This is a genomic window from Kamptonema animale CS-326, assembly GCF_028330895.1.
Taxonomy (GTDB): Bacteria; Cyanobacteriota; Cyanobacteriia; order Cyanobacteriales; family Microcoleaceae; genus Kamptonema; species Kamptonema formosum.
In genome coordinates, this window is the sequence record NZ_JAQMUA010000093.1 from 1 (window position 1) to 17349 (window position 17349).

16 protein-coding genes are annotated in these 17349 nt (G+C 44.3%); 6 read left to right on the top strand and 10 right to left on the bottom strand.

The window, feature by feature from the left end; translation table 11 throughout:
- Positions 1 to 1479: Ig-like domain-containing protein (locus PN499_RS05260; RefSeq protein WP_272030639.1), on the top strand; the 1479-nt coding region annotated here is incomplete at its 5' end.
- 285 nt (positions 1480 to 1764) lie between these two features.
- On the opposite strand, the gene PN499_RS05265 is transcribed toward PN499_RS05260, so the two are convergent.
- On the bottom strand, positions 1765 to 2736 hold the full coding sequence (locus tag PN499_RS05265) for a hypothetical protein (RefSeq protein WP_272030640.1): 972 nt from the start codon (positions 2734 to 2736) through the stop codon (positions 1765 to 1767).
- Positions 2737 to 2765: 29 nt separating this feature from the next.
- On the bottom strand, positions 2766 to 6707 hold the full coding sequence (locus PN499_RS05270; RefSeq protein ID WP_272030641.1) for a HEAT repeat domain-containing protein: 3942 nt from the start codon (positions 6705 to 6707) through the stop codon (positions 2766 to 2768).
- Positions 6708 to 6789: 82 nt separating this feature from the next.
- On the opposite strand from PN499_RS05270, the gene PN499_RS05275 reads away from it, so the two are divergent.
- Positions 6790 to 6921: a DUF433 domain-containing protein gene (locus tag PN499_RS05275; RefSeq protein WP_272030642.1), complete on the top strand. Its 132-nt coding sequence runs from the start codon at positions 6790 to 6792 to the stop codon at positions 6919 to 6921.
- A gap of 83 nt (positions 6922 to 7004) precedes the next feature.
- Here the strand turns inward: PN499_RS05275 and PN499_RS05280 are convergent, their stop codons facing one another.
- From PN499_RS05280 to PN499_RS05290, 3 genes are all read right to left on the bottom strand, one after another.
- Positions 7005 to 7283 (bottom strand): type II toxin-antitoxin system PemK/MazF family toxin, encoded by a 279-nt coding sequence (locus PN499_RS05280; protein ID WP_272030643.1) that lies wholly within the window; start codon positions 7281 to 7283, stop codon positions 7005 to 7007.
- Positions 7284 to 7285: 2 nt separating this feature from the next.
- The gene (locus PN499_RS05285) at positions 7286 to 7504 is read right to left on the bottom strand and encodes a hypothetical protein (RefSeq protein WP_007357286.1); all 219 of its coding nucleotides are present in this window, start codon (positions 7502 to 7504) and stop codon (positions 7286 to 7288) included.
- A 122-nt stretch (positions 7505 to 7626) separates the two neighbouring features.
- Complete coding sequence (locus tag PN499_RS05290) at positions 7627 to 8337, bottom strand: Uma2 family endonuclease (protein ID WP_272030655.1); 711 nt, start codon at positions 8335 to 8337, stop codon at positions 7627 to 7629.
- A 99-nt stretch (positions 8338 to 8436) separates the two neighbouring features.
- Here PN499_RS05290 and PN499_RS05295 point away from each other — a divergent pair, with 99 nt between their 5' ends.
- Positions 8437 to 8724, top strand: coding sequence for a DUF433 domain-containing protein (locus PN499_RS05295; RefSeq protein ID WP_272030644.1), 288 nt, complete (start codon positions 8437 to 8439; stop codon positions 8722 to 8724).
- A gap of 8 nt (positions 8725 to 8732) precedes the next feature.
- Positions 8733 to 9098 carry a DUF5615 family PIN-like protein gene (locus tag PN499_RS05300; RefSeq protein WP_272030645.1) on the top strand — a complete coding sequence of 122 codons (366 nt, stop codon included), beginning with the start codon at positions 8733 to 8735 and terminating at the stop codon, positions 9096 to 9098.
- 132 nt (positions 9099 to 9230) lie between these two features.
- Here PN499_RS05300 and ileS read toward each other — a convergent pair whose 3' ends face one another.
- Positions 9231 to 12782, bottom strand: a complete 3552-nt coding sequence (gene ileS / locus PN499_RS05305) for an isoleucine--tRNA ligase (protein ID WP_272030646.1) — start codon at positions 12780 to 12782, stop codon at positions 9231 to 9233.
- 61 nt (positions 12783 to 12843) lie between these two features.
- Between ileS and PN499_RS05310 the strand changes: the two genes are divergently transcribed.
- Positions 12844 to 13014, top strand: a complete 171-nt coding sequence (locus tag PN499_RS05310) for a hypothetical protein (protein WP_272030648.1) — start codon at positions 12844 to 12846, stop codon at positions 13012 to 13014.
- Positions 13015 to 13102: 88 nt separating this feature from the next.
- Here the strand turns inward: PN499_RS05310 and PN499_RS05315 are convergent, their stop codons facing one another.
- From PN499_RS05315 to PN499_RS05330, 4 genes are all read right to left on the bottom strand, one after another.
- Positions 13103 to 13393, bottom strand: a complete 291-nt coding sequence (locus tag PN499_RS05315) for a hypothetical protein (protein WP_272030649.1) — start codon at positions 13391 to 13393, stop codon at positions 13103 to 13105.
- 275 nt (positions 13394 to 13668) lie between these two features.
- Positions 13669 to 14316, bottom strand: coding sequence for a TMEM175 family protein (locus PN499_RS05320; RefSeq protein ID WP_272030651.1), 648 nt, complete (start codon positions 14314 to 14316; stop codon positions 13669 to 13671).
- Positions 14317 to 14469: 153 nt separating this feature from the next.
- On the bottom strand, positions 14470 to 15216 hold the full coding sequence (locus PN499_RS05325; protein ID WP_272030652.1) for an SDR family oxidoreductase: 747 nt from the start codon (positions 15214 to 15216) through the stop codon (positions 14470 to 14472).
- Between the two features lie 31 nt (positions 15217 to 15247).
- On the bottom strand, positions 15248 to 15586 hold the full coding sequence (locus PN499_RS05330) for a hypothetical protein (protein WP_272030653.1): 339 nt from the start codon (positions 15584 to 15586) through the stop codon (positions 15248 to 15250).
- A 109-nt stretch (positions 15587 to 15695) separates the two neighbouring features.
- Here PN499_RS05330 and PN499_RS05335 point away from each other — a divergent pair, with 109 nt between their 5' ends.
- On the top strand, positions 15696 to 17348 hold the full coding sequence (locus tag PN499_RS05335) for an efflux RND transporter periplasmic adaptor subunit (RefSeq protein WP_272030654.1): 1653 nt from the start codon (positions 15696 to 15698) through the stop codon (positions 17346 to 17348).
- Position 17349 lies beyond the last annotated feature (1 nt).

Here is a 17349-nt window from a genome sequence, read left to right on the forward strand (position 1 = left end):
CCTACTCCTACTCCTACTCCTACTCCTACTCCTACGCCCACACCAACAGCAACACCCACTCCTACACCAACAGCAACACCCACACCTACTCCTACAACAACGGGTACTAGCCCTTCTCCTGCAACGGGTACTACTCCAAGTTCACTACCCACCCTAGTGCCCTCACCAACTCCTAGCGTGAGTCCAGGCCCTTCTCCCATACCGCCACCAACTCCAACTCCTGGGTTAGGGCCGACTTCCCCTGCTTTCCCAACGGCGACAACCAATCAACCGCCAATTGTGGAAAGCTCTAAGAGCCTAGTAACCAGTCAGGACATACCTTTAGCCCTTAGCATTCAAACACCGAGTGACCCAGAGGGTGCAGCGTTAACAGTCACAGTGACACAACTGCCTAATCCTACCTTCGGTCAGATATTGCGGAATACCTCTGTCACCTTATTGAACGAAAAATTGAGCGTTCAAGACTTGACCTCGCTCAGATTTGAACCTGCAACTAATGTCACTGGGAAAGCTGGATCGTTTAGTTACAGTGTCAGCGATCCTGAAGGTGGTACAGCAACATCCTCGATCGCCATCAATATTAATCCGTTTAACGCTAACACTGGTACCCAAGTTAATACCCCGCCAACGGCGATCGATGACGGTTTAATTCTGACGACTACTAACAATCCGCTGCCAACTGTGATTAATGTACTAGCCAACGACAGTGACGCTGAAAACCAGCCACTGAGGATCATCAGTCTCAGCACCACTAAAGCTGGTTCTACGGTCAATCTTGGCGGTACAGGGGTGCAGTTCACCCCTGCTGGTGCTGCTGGTACTGTTGCTTTTACCTACACGATCAGCGATGGCTTTGGGACGAGCCCAGGTACGGCCGCAGCTACAGTGAACGTTCAGGTATTTTTGGCAGATAGCGGTGCTAACACTATTGTGGGGGGTTCTTTCCCCGATAACTTCAATGGTTTAGCTGGTAGCGATACTATTGACGGGGCAGAGGCAAATGACACTATTAATGGTGGACTTGATAATGATGTGCTCATAGGCGGCGCTGGTGTTGATAGCATGAGCGGCGGCGGCGGTAATAATACATTCCGCTATACTAGCCCTACTGATGGAGGTGCGGTCTTTGAGGCGGCTTCGCCTGCGGGAATTAATGCTGCGATCGCGGCTGGCGGCTACGATATTATCACCGATTTTGCCGCTCTGGGTGTACCGATTAACGACCAGTTTAACTTTACCCCTGCATTCCCCAATCTCAAAGGCGCAAACCAAATTGTATTACCAGTGCAGACAACTGTTTCGCTTAATATTTTGGGAGGAACTGCCTTCTTATTTGCTTATGATGCGGGTGGTAGCACTTACATCATTTACGACGGTAACGCGGATAATACCAGTGGTAACGATTCTCGCATCTTGGCGAAATTAAATGGTGTTACTGGTGTCCCGTTCCTTTCTCCTTTTGACTTTACTTTTATCTAGACAAATAAGTAGGGTGACTTACGCACGTACTACGATTTTTGTCAAAAGCGATCGTAGGGAAGCAATCTCAAACCTAGGTTTTTGGTACTTCGTGCGTAAGTCTTGTAGGATATCTCTGCCCTATTAAACGTGAGTTCGACGGGAAATATCCCAAATTTGTAGGGGTGAAAATTCCGGCAGATAAATTAAAGTAAAGGGTGTTCTTCTGATTCCCTAACATGAGTAGAATAATTCCAACTGCGATCGCACTTTGCCTGTTTGTTTTCACTATACCTTTCCCTGTCTCTAGGGATTGTATTCAAACTCTGCGATCGCACTAATACCTAGCCAGTCTCCTGTTGTAGCTTGACCGATTTTGTAAATGTAACCGATATCCCAAAAGGAAAGATGATAAGCTTTGATATCGCGTAATTTTGAATTTAGAAACTCAAACAGCTTCTCATTTTTACTCGTCAGATTTATGGTATCAACAGAATTTAAAGTTGTAACTCTAAGCATTTCCGCCGCCTGTAAAGCTTGCTCAAAAGCTCTAGCTTTTGTAACCGAAGCTGCACCAACAATTTTATATTCATAAGTATAGTTATAGCCGCCGTTATAGTATCCATAAATGCCGATCGGAGTCAATTCAGCAAGAACTGTTTGAATTTGAGAAGCTAGTGCCAAAGTATTTTCTCCTAAAGAGCGATCGCACAGAATTTGCGCGTCACCGGAAATAAAATCACTACTGGCATTAGGAAAGCCAACTTGGTTGGGAATAGTTGGAGATAAACACATCCATTCATCGTCATCTGTTTGACCAATAACCACGCAAAAATTAAAGTACGGATGACTCCATTCTAAAGAGTTAGGCAATTGATGGTGAGCGCTGAGATTAAAAGCTTGAATCTCCCTTAAGTTTGAATTGAGCAATTGCCAGAGAGATTGATACTTTTCTGTTCTCTCGGCTTCTGTATCAGTATCCAAAATATTATCGCGTTTTTCCCGATCTGGTGTGTAATAATCGTCCGCGCCTGCCGTTCCTCGGCGCTCTGTAAGTTGCCAACTTTCTATTGCTAATTCTACATCAGTGAGTCTGGCTAAGCCATTAGCGATCGTCAGATTAAGCACATTAAATTCGCCTTTTTCCTCACTTTCCCAAAAGAAAGCGCGGGTGGGATATTCATCGGTGTTTTCTTCAATTTCGCAAAACAAATCTCTGTTAATATTTTTGCAGAAAACCTCTAAAGTGCCTAGTAGTTGTTCCGTTTCCAATTTCATCTTGACAAAAATTCCAAACTAATTAATATTCACAGATAAGCTTTACCCGTAGCTCGGACAATGCTGTTGCTATCTTCAGCTAGTAGCTGACGAATCTCTGGCGGAGTAGCTGGATTGTTAGCAACAGCATACCGCTCTAGCCAAGATGCCGACTCGGAACCCTGGCGCAACGCCTCAGCAGGAGTCAGGGGGTGCATTAATGCTACAAATCGGACAAAAGGCCTGGAAGATTGGACGTATTCAGAAAGCAGTGACGGGAGATCGTCAGTATTGGGATTGTATATGCGGCTGAGTCCGTGCAGGGTGGGGCTAACCTGGCGAGTCGGTGGCTGCAATTCCCTGAGCGATTCTCCCACAGACGCAGGCTTATTGGGATTTCGAGATACGGCGAGGCGAACTTCGACTCTTCGATCTTGGGCCAATTGTTCCAAAGCTGGTGCAGGCGTGTTGCGATTGGCGGCGACGGCGGTGCGAACCGCAGCATCTACGTCAGTTGTCAAGATTTCTAACGCTGGCGCAGGCGTGTTGCGATTGGCGGCTACTTTCTGGCGAACGTCCTTATTTTCATCGCTGGCTAATGCTTCCAAAATTGTAATGGGGCAGTGCGATCGCTCTGCGATCTCCAGCCGCACAGCAACATCTTCATCCCTAGCTAACAGCGCCCAAAGTTCCAGAGTAATGTTGGGATTATGAATTAGTTTACTGCGGACATTGGGACTCGGATCTCTAACTAGGCGTTCCAAAAGCTCAGGAGTTAGATTAGGATTCCTGGTCAAAGCTTCCAGTACCTCCTCATCAGTTCTTCTGGGAAAAAACATTGAATGGTCAGTCGAGGGAGTTGCACTCTCCTCTCTGAGAAATTCCCTGTTAGCAAGCATTTCTAAAGCAGCTAAAGGAGTGCGGGGATTGCTGGCGATAAATATGCGAATTTGATTGTTGTCAGCACCCGCCATCATTGTTTTTAAGGCATTCTTTGTATCTGAGGGAGCATTGGCTTCGCTGCGGTTAAATCTAACCAGCAATTCTAAGGCAGTATCAGGGGTATTGGGATTGAGGGCCACGTTGTAGCGAACGGTATAGTCTTGATGCTCAGCTAGTCGCTCTAAAACATTTGCAGGAGTATTTGCTTTGCTCGCTACTATACGGATAGTAGCCAAGTCAGAATTGCTAGCTAATTGTTCTAGAACTATTGGTGGGGTATTGCGATGCTGTGCCACTAGATAGCGAATGGAATTAGGGCTGTGATTGGCTAATCGTGCTAAGGTGCTGGCAGGCATTTGGGAACCTTCAACCGGATGTCTCAGCAAATCGGTTAGCACTTTGGGATCAGATTGGCCGCGAGTCGCGGCCTCTGCTAGAACGCTACCGGGAGTATTGGGGTTAGAGGCATTAAAAATCCCTTCTTGCAAACCTAATCGCTCCAAAATCTCCACAGGCGTATTGCGGTTAGCGACTACTTTATTCTTGATTTCGCGGTTGGAATTATTCGCCAATTGCACTAAAATTTCTGCGGGAGTTTCTGGGTTTTCAGCAACCAATGCTCTAACCCCTTCTGACTCATCATTGGCAAGCTGTTCTAAAACTTCAACAGGGGTTGGTCTGTTGAATTGCTTCCTTGCCAGAGCACGCCGGACTTTAAAACTCGGATCGCGGGTTAATTCTAGGCGACTTGTTAAGGGTAAGTTGGGATTTGCTGCCAAACATTCCCGGACGCTTTCATCAGCATCTCTGGTTAGCTGCTCTAGGATATTAACGGGCGTTCTATAATCGCGGGCAATTTTCATGCGGGAAGCTAGATCGCCGTTGCTGAGTACCTGTGCGATCGCGTAGGGACTGTGCAGCCGACTGACCAATAATTGATTAGCTTTGGCGATTTCTTCTGCTGCTTGCGACTCTAAATCAAACCGATAAATGATTAGCGGATCTAGATTGGGATTTTTGAAAGCTTCCTCTCGAACACCATCTTTTCCCTTATTAAGGGCAAGTTCTTCTAAGATATCTATCGGCGTACTGGGATTTTTTGCTAACAGTTTCAGGGTGCTAGAATTATCCTGTTGGGCGGCTTGTCTGAGTATACTGACGGGAGCATTGGGATTAGATGCGATCGCCTGTACCATACCTGCACCCTGCTGGGCGAGTTGTTCGAGAATAAATACGGGGGTATTGGGATTTTTGGCGATCTCTTGCCTCATAAAGCCGCAGTGTGACTTGTACAAGTCAGAAGCGATTGCCTCTTGTAAATATTCGATTCGCTGCGCTTCGGGAATCGCAGGGTTAAAAGCTAGGGGCATAAGGAGTTCCCAACCTTTGTTTTGAGGCACAGTTAATTGTTGCTGCAACTGCTCTCGTAAGGATGTCGGAGTGTTAGGATTACCCACTAACGCTAGGGCAACTGAGCGTTTCTCTTTGAGAGCCAATTCAATCGTGAATATGACCCCGGATAAATTATTAATGATTTCCTCTAAGGCTGATTCTGGCACTGTGGGCAACAACTCAGCCCAAAGTTCTCGACATTGGCGATCGCGCCAAAATACTCTAACTAAATGGCGATAAAAGCGATACCTTTCCAGCAGAGCCATCCAAGGATCTATATCAAGGGTGGCAGCAAATTCAGACAAAATCTTCCGAATGTTACCCATATAAAACTCGGCTGAAAATTCCTTTTCCTCTCGCGATCCAGCTAATACTCTATGGAGTTTAAATCGGAGCTTGTTTGAATATAATTCGCGATTGCCTATTTGTTCTAGCAGGGGAACAGGTATATTTGAATCTACTGCTAGTGCGTTGCAAATATATTCTTCACCTTCAAGTACCAACTGCTGTAAAAGTTGCGATCGCAAAGCATCAGGTGTATTGAGATTTTGTGCAACCGCCAACCGCACTTTGGGATCGGCATCTCGTGCCAATTGCTCTAAGGTACTCGCTAAAACTTGCGGATGTTCGGCAATTTTCGCACGATTAGATTCAGATGAGCTATCAAGCATTTGTGCCAAGATTGCTCCTGGTAGGTTTGGCTGTTTAAGCAGCGAGTAGTGCAGGTTGCGATCGCCAGCTAATTGTTCTAAAACGCTGATAGGTAGGTTATTTCTGTTGACAATAACATTGCTGTAGCTAGGAAGTAATTGCAGCAAAGTTGATTCGGAAGCGTTGGGATGTTTCGCCACAACTTCGCGGATAGAGTTTTCGGAATGATTAGCCAGTATAGCGATCGCGCCTTCTGGCGATGCAGGATTACAAGCTACTGCTAATTGAATTTTCTCATAAGCATCACCCGCCAACTTCACCAATACTTCCGGCGGCGTATGAGGATTTTGAGCAACTGCTAAACGCACCCAAGACCAACTACTCTCTCCTAAAATCGCCAACTGTTGCGGATCTGTATTCCAATCTTGAGCAGCATTGTGTTGACTCTCCACACGCAGAATTAACTCTGTCGGACAATTGGGATTATACTGAACTGCAAGGCGAATTTGTAACTCCAAATCTCCTGCTAATTGCTCTAAAATTGCTAAAGGCGCATCCGCCAATTCTGCCATCTGAAGACGCGGTTCTAGTGAAGGTTCTCTCGCCAAACGCTCCAATATTTTGATGCGAAACCGAGTAGGTAAATAGGGGTTGCGAAGTCCTTCCAAGAGTGGATTTGCCGGAACCCACTCGCTTAGAAAATAGTCGGGAACCGGAGCAAATTTAAGCAACTCTACTGCGAGTCTATCATTTTGTTCTAGTTGAGCATTTCGCAACACTGCATCTGCCACTTCTTCCCAATTTTCTACTATTTCTCCTCCCCAATTTACATGGAGTCTTGCAGCTTCCGCTACTTGGGAATTTGAACTATTCACCAGGACTTCTAACAATTTGCGCGGCGTTAAAAGATAATTAACAACTGATATTTGAAAACTTATAGGTTGATTGATCAACTGTTCGGGATTATCTAGAAAAGGTTGGATATCTGCAAAATTGAGCGATTGCATAAAATAAAACCTCCTAGCCGTTAGCTAACTGCAAAGTAATTTATGCTAGAATTAAATTATAACATTTAACCTAGATTAATCCATGCCAACTTTAACTAATATTGGCACTTTAATTATCCGCGATCCGCACCTTCGCAATGGTATCCCTATCATAGCAGGAACTGCCACCTCAGTGCAGCGAATTGCCGCCTTTGCAAGTCCTAATCTACTCTAAATTCAAGACTAACATCAACAATTATATTATTCTAAATCGGCAAGAGCGACTTTCAAGCAAGCACGAACCTCCTTCCAATCGCGTTACGACAAATGACCAATTAGAACTAAATTAGAAGATGGCGGTAGAGTGACAATAAAACTGCGAAAAACTGAAGCAACTCGTAAACCTGCTGTTGCCCAATCTTGGAGAATATAATCAGTTGAACCTAAAGCAGTTGTCTGTGTAGTAATGAGTCCAGCTATTACATCAGAGCGGATTGTGTTATATATAACTGATGATAGAATTACAGCCGGACGACGTTTAATGCCAGTGACACCAAGAAAATCTACTGTCACCACATCACCAGGATTAAAAGACACTATTACATCTCCTCATTTTCAGGAAAAAGGGCGCTGGCGTACTGCAAAGAAAATGTGGTGACATCAAGTTTATCTTCTTCATTCCAAGTCTCACTTTCATCGACGATAGATAGATTTTGCTGCACCAAATCGTTGAGAATAAGAGTTGCCAAGCGTAATCTCTCGGTTGGCGAAAGGGTAGAAAGAACGCGATCGTAAACTTCTTGAACAGTGATTGACATAGCAAATCCTCCTGCTTCTTAATCTTGTGGAACACTTAGGGAAGATTGATTACTGTTAATGGGGGCTCAGAAACCGATTTTTTTACTAAATACTTCGTTATAACCAAACGTGCAGTTATTTATTAACTTTTCGGTTTAGGGAGGCTTTCAGGGTCTATCCCTCCCTGGCGTAATTGTTCTAGCAAAGCTTGATAACGCTGTCGCTCACCTTCAAGTTGAGCAATAGCTTCCTCTGCACGTTGCCTTTCCTGTTCTCGAAGTCGATCTAATTCTACAGAAGTGAGAAACTTTCGGTCATCAGGTCGATAAATTTCCAAGTTATTTTCTGTTAGTTGAAAACGGATTCCTAACAGCGGACTCACCCAACCATTCATCTCTGGAATACTCTCTAACCAATCTCCAGAACGGATCGATCCAACTAACTCTATATCATCCGGGTCATAAATGTAATATTCTCTAACTCCATACCGTTGATAAAATAAAAGTTTATCCATCATTTTCCCGGCTCGATTTCCCGGTGAGAGAATTTCAAAAACAACTTGGGGAACTATGTTATCTTCTTCCCATTGTCTATACGAACCTCTGTCACCTTTTGGTCTACCAAAAACTACCATTGCATCAGGAGCTAAACGGATTTTATTATTTCCTTCAACGGGATACCAGAGTAAATCACCTGCAACAAAAACATCGGAATTATTAGCAAACAATATTTCTAAGTTTTCTTTAATCGTAACAATCCAGCGAAATTGTTTAGTATTGTCTGCCATTGGTTCACCGTCGCAGTCGGGGTAGATGATTTCTGATACAGTTTCGGCGGGTAATTGTTGTACCATAACTGTTAAGGGATTGAGGATGCTGAGTTTAGTATAGCTCAAAAATTTAATAAATTCATGCTATAATTAAATCCTAATCTTTAACCCCAGATTCCCATAATGCCAACTTTAACTGATATTGGCACTTTAATTATCAGCGATCCGCACCTTCGCAATGGCATCCCTATCATAGCAGGAACTGCCACATCAGTGCAGCGAATTGCCGCCTTATACAAACAAGGCAATAATGCTGAAGAAATAGCAGCCGATTTGGATCATCTCACCTTAGCACAAGTTTATGCTGCACTAACTTATTATCACGCAAATCGAGCGGAAATAGAAGCCGATTTAGCGGCTGAAAAAGCAGAATATGAACGTTTAGCAGGATTAAATAAGCTAAAAATGTAGGCAATAGCATGAGCCAAATTCGTCTTTACTTAGATGAAGATTCCCGCAGCAAAAAACTATTACAAGCTTTACAAAGTCGCGGCGTAGATATCATTACAGTTGCCGAAACAGGGATGTTATCTCGGAGTGATGAAGATCAACTGATTTGGGCTTTTGCGAATCAAAGAGTAATTTATAGTTTCAACACTAGGGATTTTTATAGAATCCATACCAATTGGCTAGAAAAAGGTGACTCTCATGCAGGAATTATTTTAGGACAGCAAAATTATTCTGTGGGAGAACAAATGCGTCGCCTTTTGAGTCTAATTTCTGCCAAGTCAGCGGCAGAGATGCAAAATCAAATAGAGTTTCTTAGTGCTTGGAATAAAGAGTAAGCATATTGCGACAGAAGAAACCGAATATGCTACTGGTTAAAAAACTAGGCAATCAATAGACCTCTCCAAAAAAGAATTTCAAACTCTTAGTCTGTCTGAAAAAAACCTAATTTTTGGAGAAGTCTAATTAACTTAAAATTGCCCCGCTAATGCTGGCACGCACCTTTCACAAAGTAAAGGATGTTCCTCTGACTCTCCAACATGAGTAGAATAATTCCAACAACGATCGCACTTTTGCCCGTCTGCTTTCACTACACCCACCCCCAAGTCTTCGGAATTAAAGCTGTAGGGTATTCCCTCTAAACCTTCAGAACTTTCTAAAAGTTCCACCTGAGAAGCAATTAACAGATACCGCAACTCGTCTACACCGTTACCAGTCGCAGAATCATGTAACTTTTTGATTGCCGAGGCAGGCTTTTTGACAGCAGAGAGTTGAGATACAATTTCCGCAGTATTGCTGATTGCTGGTACTTCTACCTTAATCTCCTCTGGTTGAGATGCGATCGCTTTCGCCTCAACAGTAGTTTCTCTTGCTTCTTTCCCCAATACCTCTACTTTCAGAGTTTCAACCTTTTCTGACAACTCTTGCCGATTAGCTGCAAATAGCAAATGTTGCCACACAAACCAGATGGCATATCCAAAACCAATGAGTTCAAATGTCTCTCCTAGAAGTGGAATCTGATTAACCGTATCCAGTACCGCCCCGATTGCTTTTGCAACTGCAAACACTGCGAATAGGAGGATAACTGTAACGGCAGCTTGCTGATTTTCTGCTAAGAATTGACCCAAAAACCTCGGTAAATCGCTGATAAATTCTGTTACCTTTTCGACAATTTCCCTCGGTTCGATGAAGGATTGTTGGGATTCACTATTAGCAAGATCGACAGTATTATCTGTTCCCGTTTCAGCGTGTTCTACTGATACTTCTTTCTCCAGTTCTATTGACTTTTCATCCTCAATATGCGGGTGCATATATTTTGCGGCTAACCCTTCCGTACTCGGATTTAGAGCTTGCAGTTTTTCCCGTTTTTCCGCATCGGGGACGTAAAGCAAAACCTTAGCTTCCAAAGGAGCACCGATCGCCTTTTCACTGCGGGCCAACTCTAAAACCTTATTGACTTCGCCGCGAACTTGCCGCAAATATTCCCAGGATTTACCTAATTCTGGGTTATGCCAGCGGTTATCTATTTGCACCCAACCCGCCTCAAATACTGATTTGTAAGCTGTGGGATAGGGGATGTATTGCCAAATATCTTCTGCTAAGTGGCATAAAACAGGCGCGATCGCCCTTGCCAAACTCTCCACCGCGATCGCGAGCACTGTCTGGCAACTGCGGCGGCGTAAGGAGTCTTCTGCACTGATATAAAGCCGATCTTTGGCAATATCCAGATAGAAATTAGATAAGTCAACTACGCAGAAATTCTGCACTGTTTGGAAAAATCGGAAAAACTGGAAGCTATCAAAAGCATCTTTTACTTCTGCAAATACTTCCGTCATCCGGTGCAGCATATAACGGTCTAATTCGGGCAGTTCTTGATAACTAACTGCATTTTTTGCAGGATCGAAATCGTGCAGATTTCCCAACAAAAACCGCGCTGTATTGCGAATTTTCCGATAAACATCCGCTTGCTGTTTGAGGATGTTTTTACCCAAGGGTACGTCGGCGGAATAGTCTACGGAAGATACCCACAACCGCAAGACATCAGCACCATATTCATTGATGACAACGGCAGGATCGACGACATTACCTAGAGATTTGCTCATTTTGCGGCCTTGTTCATCCAATACAAAACCGTGTGTTAAAACAGTTTTATAAGGAGCAATGCCATTATTAGCAACGCTAGTGAGTAAACTAGATTGAAACCAGCCGCGATGTTGATCCGATCCTTCTAAATACATTTCAGCAGGATAGTGCAATTCTTCTCTGCCTTTGGCAACGGCGGCCCAAGAGGAACCGGAGTCAAACCAGACATCCATTGTGTCTGTACCTTTGCGATAGGTTTTGCCGTTATTCCGATAGGATTCTGGCAATAATTCTTCGATTGGCAATTCCCACCAAGCGTCGGAACCTTTTTGTGCAACGATCGCCTGTACGTGAGCGATCGTTTCTTCATTCAGCAATGGTTCCCCGGTTTCTTCGTCGTAGAATGCAGGGATAGGTACGCCCCAACTGCGTTGACGGGAGATGCACCAGTCGCTGCGATCGCTTACCATAGCGGTAATTCTATTTTCGCCTTGGGCGGGTATCCACTTCACATCCGCGATCGCTTTTAGCGCTGCTTCTCTAAATCCTTCCACCGACGCAAACCACTGTTCCGTCGCCCTAAATATTGTCGGCTTTTTCGTCCGCCAGTCGTAAGGGTAAGAGTGAGCGTAAACTTCTTCTTTAATTAAAGCACCGGCCCCCGCCAGAGCATCAATTACCGCCCCATTACCATCACCGAGGACGTTCAAACCCTCAAATTGTCCGGCTTCTGCGGTGAAATTACCATTATCGTCAACTGGTGACAGTAAAGGTAAACCGTAGCGTTGACCTACTTGATAGTCTTCTTGGCCGTGTCCCGGCGCGGTATGTACTAAACCAGTACCAGAATCCGCCGTAATGTAGTCGCCGCCGATGACAACGGGACTTATGCGGTCAAATAGGGGATGTTTGTAGGTAGATTTTTCTAAGTCTTTGCCTTGGATGGTAGCCAGTACCTCTAGTTTGGTGTTGAAGGTAGCTGACAATTTTTCTACCAAGTCAGCGGCTACTATCAGAGTTTTTTCTACCTTGGTACTTAACTCTTTATTCTCTGGCGTTTTTTTGAGTTCAATTGCACTTAATTCTTCACTCTCTGGCGAATTTTGAGCGCCATTGGTGCTCAATCCTTCCCCTGAGAATTTTACTACTGCATAAGTCAAGTCTGGATTGACTGCTACAGCTAGGTTTGCGGGAATTGTCCAAGGCGTAGTTGTCCAGACTGCTAAGTGGAGATTCGGCAGATAAGGAGTCAGCGCCTTTGCGGACTTTGCCAACTTCGCGATCGCTAAGGCAACATAAATACTGCGAGAAGTGTGACCTTCGGGATACTCCAATTCTGCCTCAGCCAAAGCCGTCTTAGAACTAGGACTCCAGTGTACCGGCTTCATCCCGCGATAGATGTAACCTTTAAGCACCATTTGGGCAAAAACACCGATTTGTGCTGCTTCGTATTCTGGCTTTAACGTCAAATAAGGGTGTTCCCAGTTTCCCCAAATGCCATAACGCTTAAACCCTTCCCGTTGCTGTTCCATCGTGGCGATCGCAAAATCCCGCGCTTGGCGACGAAGTTCAATAGTCGTCAGCTTTTGCCGAAGGGCAGGCTTCATATCCTGTAAGACTTTCAGCTCAATTGGCAGGCCGTGACAATCCCATCCAGGGACATAGCGGACTTTCCTACCTTGCAGCATTTGGTAGCGGTTAATCGTATCCTTAAGAATCTTATTCAGGGCGTGGCCGATGTGGAGTTGCCCGTTAGCGTAGGGTGGCCCGTCGTGGAGAATGAACAACTCACCCGGATTGTTCTGTGACAGGCGATCGTATATATGTTGATCTGCCCAAAATTGTTGCAGTTCGGGTTCCCGTTTGACAGCGTTAGCACGCATATCAAACTTAGTCTTGGGCAGGTTTACGGTATCTTTATAGGATTTTAGTTCTGTCACAGCCGGATGCTCAAGATGTTACAAAGCTGGTTTTGCTTTTATCTTAGCGCTTTTGGGAATATTGAGCAGATTAATTTCAGGCGGCAAATTCGGGGGTATGCCGATGGGTGTCAATAGCTTTGTGCAGGGGTGCGATCGCTGGATTTTAGCCATTCTCTATAATTTATGCTTCGCTACGCGAAAGCCTTACAAACCAGTAGTTCCAGAAAATTTTCTGCCGAGAGTAACATAATAGGGATAATTACAAAACCTGGTATCTGAGCAAACTGACATATATTTTAGAGAAATTCAAGGTGAGTTGCAAGAACTTAGTCACCTCCTCAGCTTTCAAACACCTTTTTACATATTTTTAAAAGAAACTTGATAAGCAAAATAAAAATGCAGTAAAAAAATACGGGTATCCATATCGTTATCCAGAATTCGACATTCTCATTGTCAAGCTGTTGCCCACGTAATTTAGAAATCAAAGCATCAGTCAAAATAATATTTATTTCAATTATTAGCGTTGCCATAAAAACCCCACAAATTGTATAGTGCCAAACTAGCACTATAGGTAAAATCAACACCATCATTACCGAAAGAACATCAATAATGCTGGCAATTAGCAACATATTTTTCTTCCTTAATTTACTAACTGTAGGTGCGTCAGGCGAAATTTTGTCACTATTAGCAAAAAATTGATCGGGACTTACGCACAACCAAAGAAACCGGGTTTTTTGACGAAAATACTTCGTTGTTACCCACAGATCATCTCAAAAACCCGGTTTCTGGAGGCCCATGCGTAAGTCCTATTGATATCTGACGCACCCTACTAACTACTAACTGATTTTATGAATTTTCCGAATGGAAAATTGAGAGATTAAGTTTGTTTGAAAATTTGTCCTATTTACAATGTAGGCGGATCTCGATACACGGGTTGTTTTGACGGCAGCAAATACAAAAATGTCAACCCAACTGCGATCGCAATACCAACTACTGGCTGAAACACTGAGACAACGAGTGCAAACAAGTAAAAAATTACCGAGAATCCATATTGCTTGGTAAGATAATTAACAAAATGCGGGCTAAGACGACTATCAATCAGCCGATAGTGAGAAGAAGCGTAGAGCCACTTTAGGAACCAAGATGCGGCTGGTAATAATAACCCAAATACATAAAATATTACTACGGTTTTTTGCTCCTTCACATCAAGTAAATGTTCGCCTAGTACCGCCGTTGGAAAAGGTAAAAACGAGATGCACATTAGGAAGAATATATTAAGCAGATTAAACACATGATCTGTCTTCTGGTAAATTCTAAAAATGTAATGATGATTAACCCAATAGATTCCAATCATTACAAAGCTAAAAATGTAAGCAAAATAAGATGGCCAAAGAGAAACTAATGCGGTAGCAACACTCTGATGTGTAGCATCCGTGTGTGGGAGGCGGATTTCTAAGATCAGTAAGGTAATAGCAATGGCAAAAACACCGTCGCTGGAAGCTTCAATGCGTTGCGTAGTCACTTCCTCTTGATGTTGATTTATTTCCTTCATAATCCGCCTAATTTATTTTCTATATACATTGGTAAACAGGGTTTAACTATAACATTTCTCAGGTATATGATGTACATCTGCTAATGGCTAATTGCTAATTGCTAGAGGGACGTAAATCACTTGATTGAGAAGCGCTATATCATGAGATCAGGTTTAGATAATACCGCCATTAGCCCGAATATTTTGTCCGGTAATCCAGCGGGAATCATCGCTTGCTAGAAATGCTACAATATCAGCAATATCTTGCACTTCTCCCAAACGTCCCAGAGCTGACGCTTGCACAAAATCTTGAATTTGTGCTTCGGTTTTTCCTTCTCGAAAGAGAGTAGTATCTATTGGCCCTGGAGAAATAACATTAACAGTAATTCCGCGTTGACCTACTTCTTTTGCTAATACCCGTGTCAATTGCTCAACTGCTCCTTTAGTCGCAACATAAGCTCCATAAGTTGGCAGCATCATCAAAGTAGTTGAAGAGGAAAAATTAATAATGCGTCCACCATCGGCTAGGCGTTGAGCGGCTTGTTGGCAAGCGAAAAAAGTACCTTTGACGTTAACTGCAAAAATCTTGTCAAATTCAGCTTCCGTAAAGTCAGCAATTTTTTTATTAGTAAGGATTCCGGCATTATTAACCAGAATATCTAGTTTACCAAAATGTTCAATTGTGCGATCGAATAGCCGTTGAATATCAGAAACAGAACTCACGTCTCCCTGAAGGGCGATCGCACTCCCGCCTTCAGCTTCAATCGCCTCTACAACTTCTTGAGCTTGAGCGGTACTTCCAGCATAATTAATGACAAGTGATGCACCTTCTTGAGCTAGTTTGAGCGCGATCGCCCGACCAATCCCTCTGGCTGAACCTGTCACTAACGCCACTTTTCCAGTTAATTTCCCTGTTGTCATAAAATTTTTCTACATTCTTATAGTTGTCGCTTTATCCATGTCCGTTGCCTTGAGTTCGCTGCTGAGTTTCCAGGTATTCCCAAATGCGGCGGATTTCTGCGCGATCGACTTCTGCGTTACGGGCCATTTGTACCATCACAGTTGAGAGGTTGGCAAGGGCTAATTGCATTTGCTGCTGTCCCTCTTGTAACTGCTGCTGTCCAATAGCTAGCCGATCGACTTTTCTGGCTAGACTATTTAAGTCATCTGTGAGAACAACTATTTCATCTAATAAGATATTGCAGCGACGACCAAACTCAGTATCTACCTTTTGCACTTGGGATCTCAACGACTCAAGACGCTCTTCAAACAAGTTAGATGGTTCTGTCATAGCTCAGTCTCCTCTTTAGTTTGCTGCTGTAGGCTTTTGCATAGGTAGGAATTCCTCAAGCTTTTAAATTTAGTTGAACGTTTTTTATGCCAACCCAGTCTAATTTTATATGGACTTAGCAAAACGCTTTCATAAACAACCTATTGTTTCGGGGCTGCTTGGGCTACTTATCCTGTCACTGCTGACAGTAGGAAGCTATGCCGTTTATAGCATGGCGATCGCTAAACCGAGCAGTGAAACTCGGCGCGGGCAAAAGACTGTCACCGTAGAAAGGCTGAGCCTACCGATCGCAGTTTCCGCTAACGGCACTATTCAACCAGAACGTTCAGTCAATGTCAGCCCGAAAACATCGGGAATGCTTAAAAGTTTACTGGTCAAAGAGGGCGATCGCGTTCAACAAGGGCAATTGCTGGCATACATGGATGACTCCAACCTACGAGGCCAACTTACCCAAGCTCAAGGACAAGTCGCCTCCGCCGAAGCCAACCTGCAAAAATTGCTCAATGGCAATCGATCGGAGGATATCGCCGTAGCTAGGGCGCAACTGGTTGAGCAACAAGCTAACCTGCAAAAATTGCTTAATGGTAATCGACCAGAGGACATTGCCGCAGCGAGGGGGCAACTAGCCGAACAACAAGCTAACCTGCAAAAAGTCATCAATGGTAATCGATCGCAAGACATAGCCCAAGCCAGATCCCGCCTCGCAGATGCTCAATACGCTTTACGCCAAGCAGGAGATGACTTACAAAGAAATCAAGAACTATATACAGCAGGCGCGATCGCACTCCAGAGCTTGAATACTTCCCGTACTACGCGCGATCGCGCCCAAACTCAAGTTAAGCAAGCAGAGGAAGCTTTAGCACTGCTACAAGCAGGTGCCCGCCCCGAAGAAATTGCCCAAGCGCGGGCCGCAGTACAGCAAAGACAAGAAGCCTTAGCCTTGCTAGAAGCAGGTTCCCGCCCAGAAGACATCGCTCAAGCACGGGCAGTAGTACAGCAGAGACAAGAAGCCTTAGCCTTGCTAGAAGCAGGTTCCCGCCCAGAAGACATCGCCCAAGCTCGCGCTCAACTTGCCTCTGCCAAGGGTAGCGTCCAAACCATCGAAGCGCTGATTAACGATACTGTAATTCGCGCGGCTTTCAGCGGCGTTGTCACCCGTAAATATGCAGATCCCGGCGCTTTTGTGACTCCCACAACCGCAGGTAGTGCTGTTTCCTCAGCGACTTCTTCTTCAATTTTGTCCTTAGCTTCGACAAATCAAGTAGTCGCAAATGTAGCCGAAACTAATATTTCCCAAATCCGGCTTAAGCAAGAGGTGACAATTCAAGCTGATGCCTATCCCGGCAAAACATTTACAGGTCAAGTCAATCAAATCTCACCCCAGTCAATTGTCCAGCAAAACGTCACCAGTTTTGAAGTCAAAGTGGGAATTATTGATGACCCCCAAGGGTTACTCCGCTCTGGAATGAATGCCAATGTAGAGTTTAAAGTCGGGGAACTAAAAGATGCTGTGGTCGTACCAACAGTGGCGATCGTCCGTCAAGAAAATGGCACAGGAGTCTTTGTAGCCGACGAAAATATGAAGCCTAAATTTACTCCGATAGTAACTGGAATTACGGTTAATGACAAAACAGAAATTCGCTCTGGATTAAAGGGAAATGAAAGAATATTTATTAGCTCTCCGCCCAGTTCCAGAGCTCGTCGCTCCCCCAGTCCATCATCAGGTATTCCTGGTTTGCAGCCTGGGCCGCGCTTGCGTTAGC

Coding starts and splice junctions, on each gene's coding strand:
- PN499_RS05265 (WP_272030640.1), bottom strand. CDS start 2,736: ATGAAATTGGAAACGGAACAACTACTAGGCACTTTAGAGGTTTTCTGC.
- PN499_RS05270 (WP_272030641.1), bottom strand. CDS start 6,707: ATGCAATCGCTCAATTTTGCAGATATCCAACCTTTTCTAGATAATCCC.
- PN499_RS05275 (WP_272030642.1), top strand. CDS start 6,790: ATGCCAACTTTAACTAATATTGGCACTTTAATTATCCGCGATCCGCAC.
- PN499_RS05285 (WP_007357286.1), bottom strand. CDS start 7,504: ATGTCAATCACTGTTCAAGAAGTTTACGATCGCGTTCTTTCTACCCTT.
- PN499_RS05290 (WP_272030655.1), bottom strand. CDS start 8,337: ATGGTACAACAATTACCCGCCGAAACTGTATCAGAAATCATCTACCCC.
- PN499_RS05295 (WP_272030644.1), top strand. CDS start 8,437: ATGCCAACTTTAACTGATATTGGCACTTTAATTATCAGCGATCCGCAC.
- PN499_RS05300 (WP_272030645.1), top strand. CDS start 8,733: ATGAGCCAAATTCGTCTTTACTTAGATGAAGATTCCCGCAGCAAAAAA.
- PN499_RS05315 (WP_272030649.1), bottom strand. CDS start 13,393: ATGTTGCTAATTGCCAGCATTATTGATGTTCTTTCGGTAATGATGGTG.
- PN499_RS05320 (WP_272030651.1), bottom strand. CDS start 14,316: ATGAAGGAAATAAATCAACATCAAGAGGAAGTGACTACGCAACGCATT.
- PN499_RS05325 (WP_272030652.1), bottom strand. CDS start 15,216: ATGACAACAGGGAAATTAACTGGAAAAGTGGCGTTAGTGACAGGTTCA.
- PN499_RS05330 (WP_272030653.1), bottom strand. CDS start 15,586: ATGACAGAACCATCTAACTTGTTTGAAGAGCGTCTTGAGTCGTTGAGA.
- PN499_RS05335 (WP_272030654.1), top strand. CDS start 15,696: ATGGACTTAGCAAAACGCTTTCATAAACAACCTATTGTTTCGGGGCTG.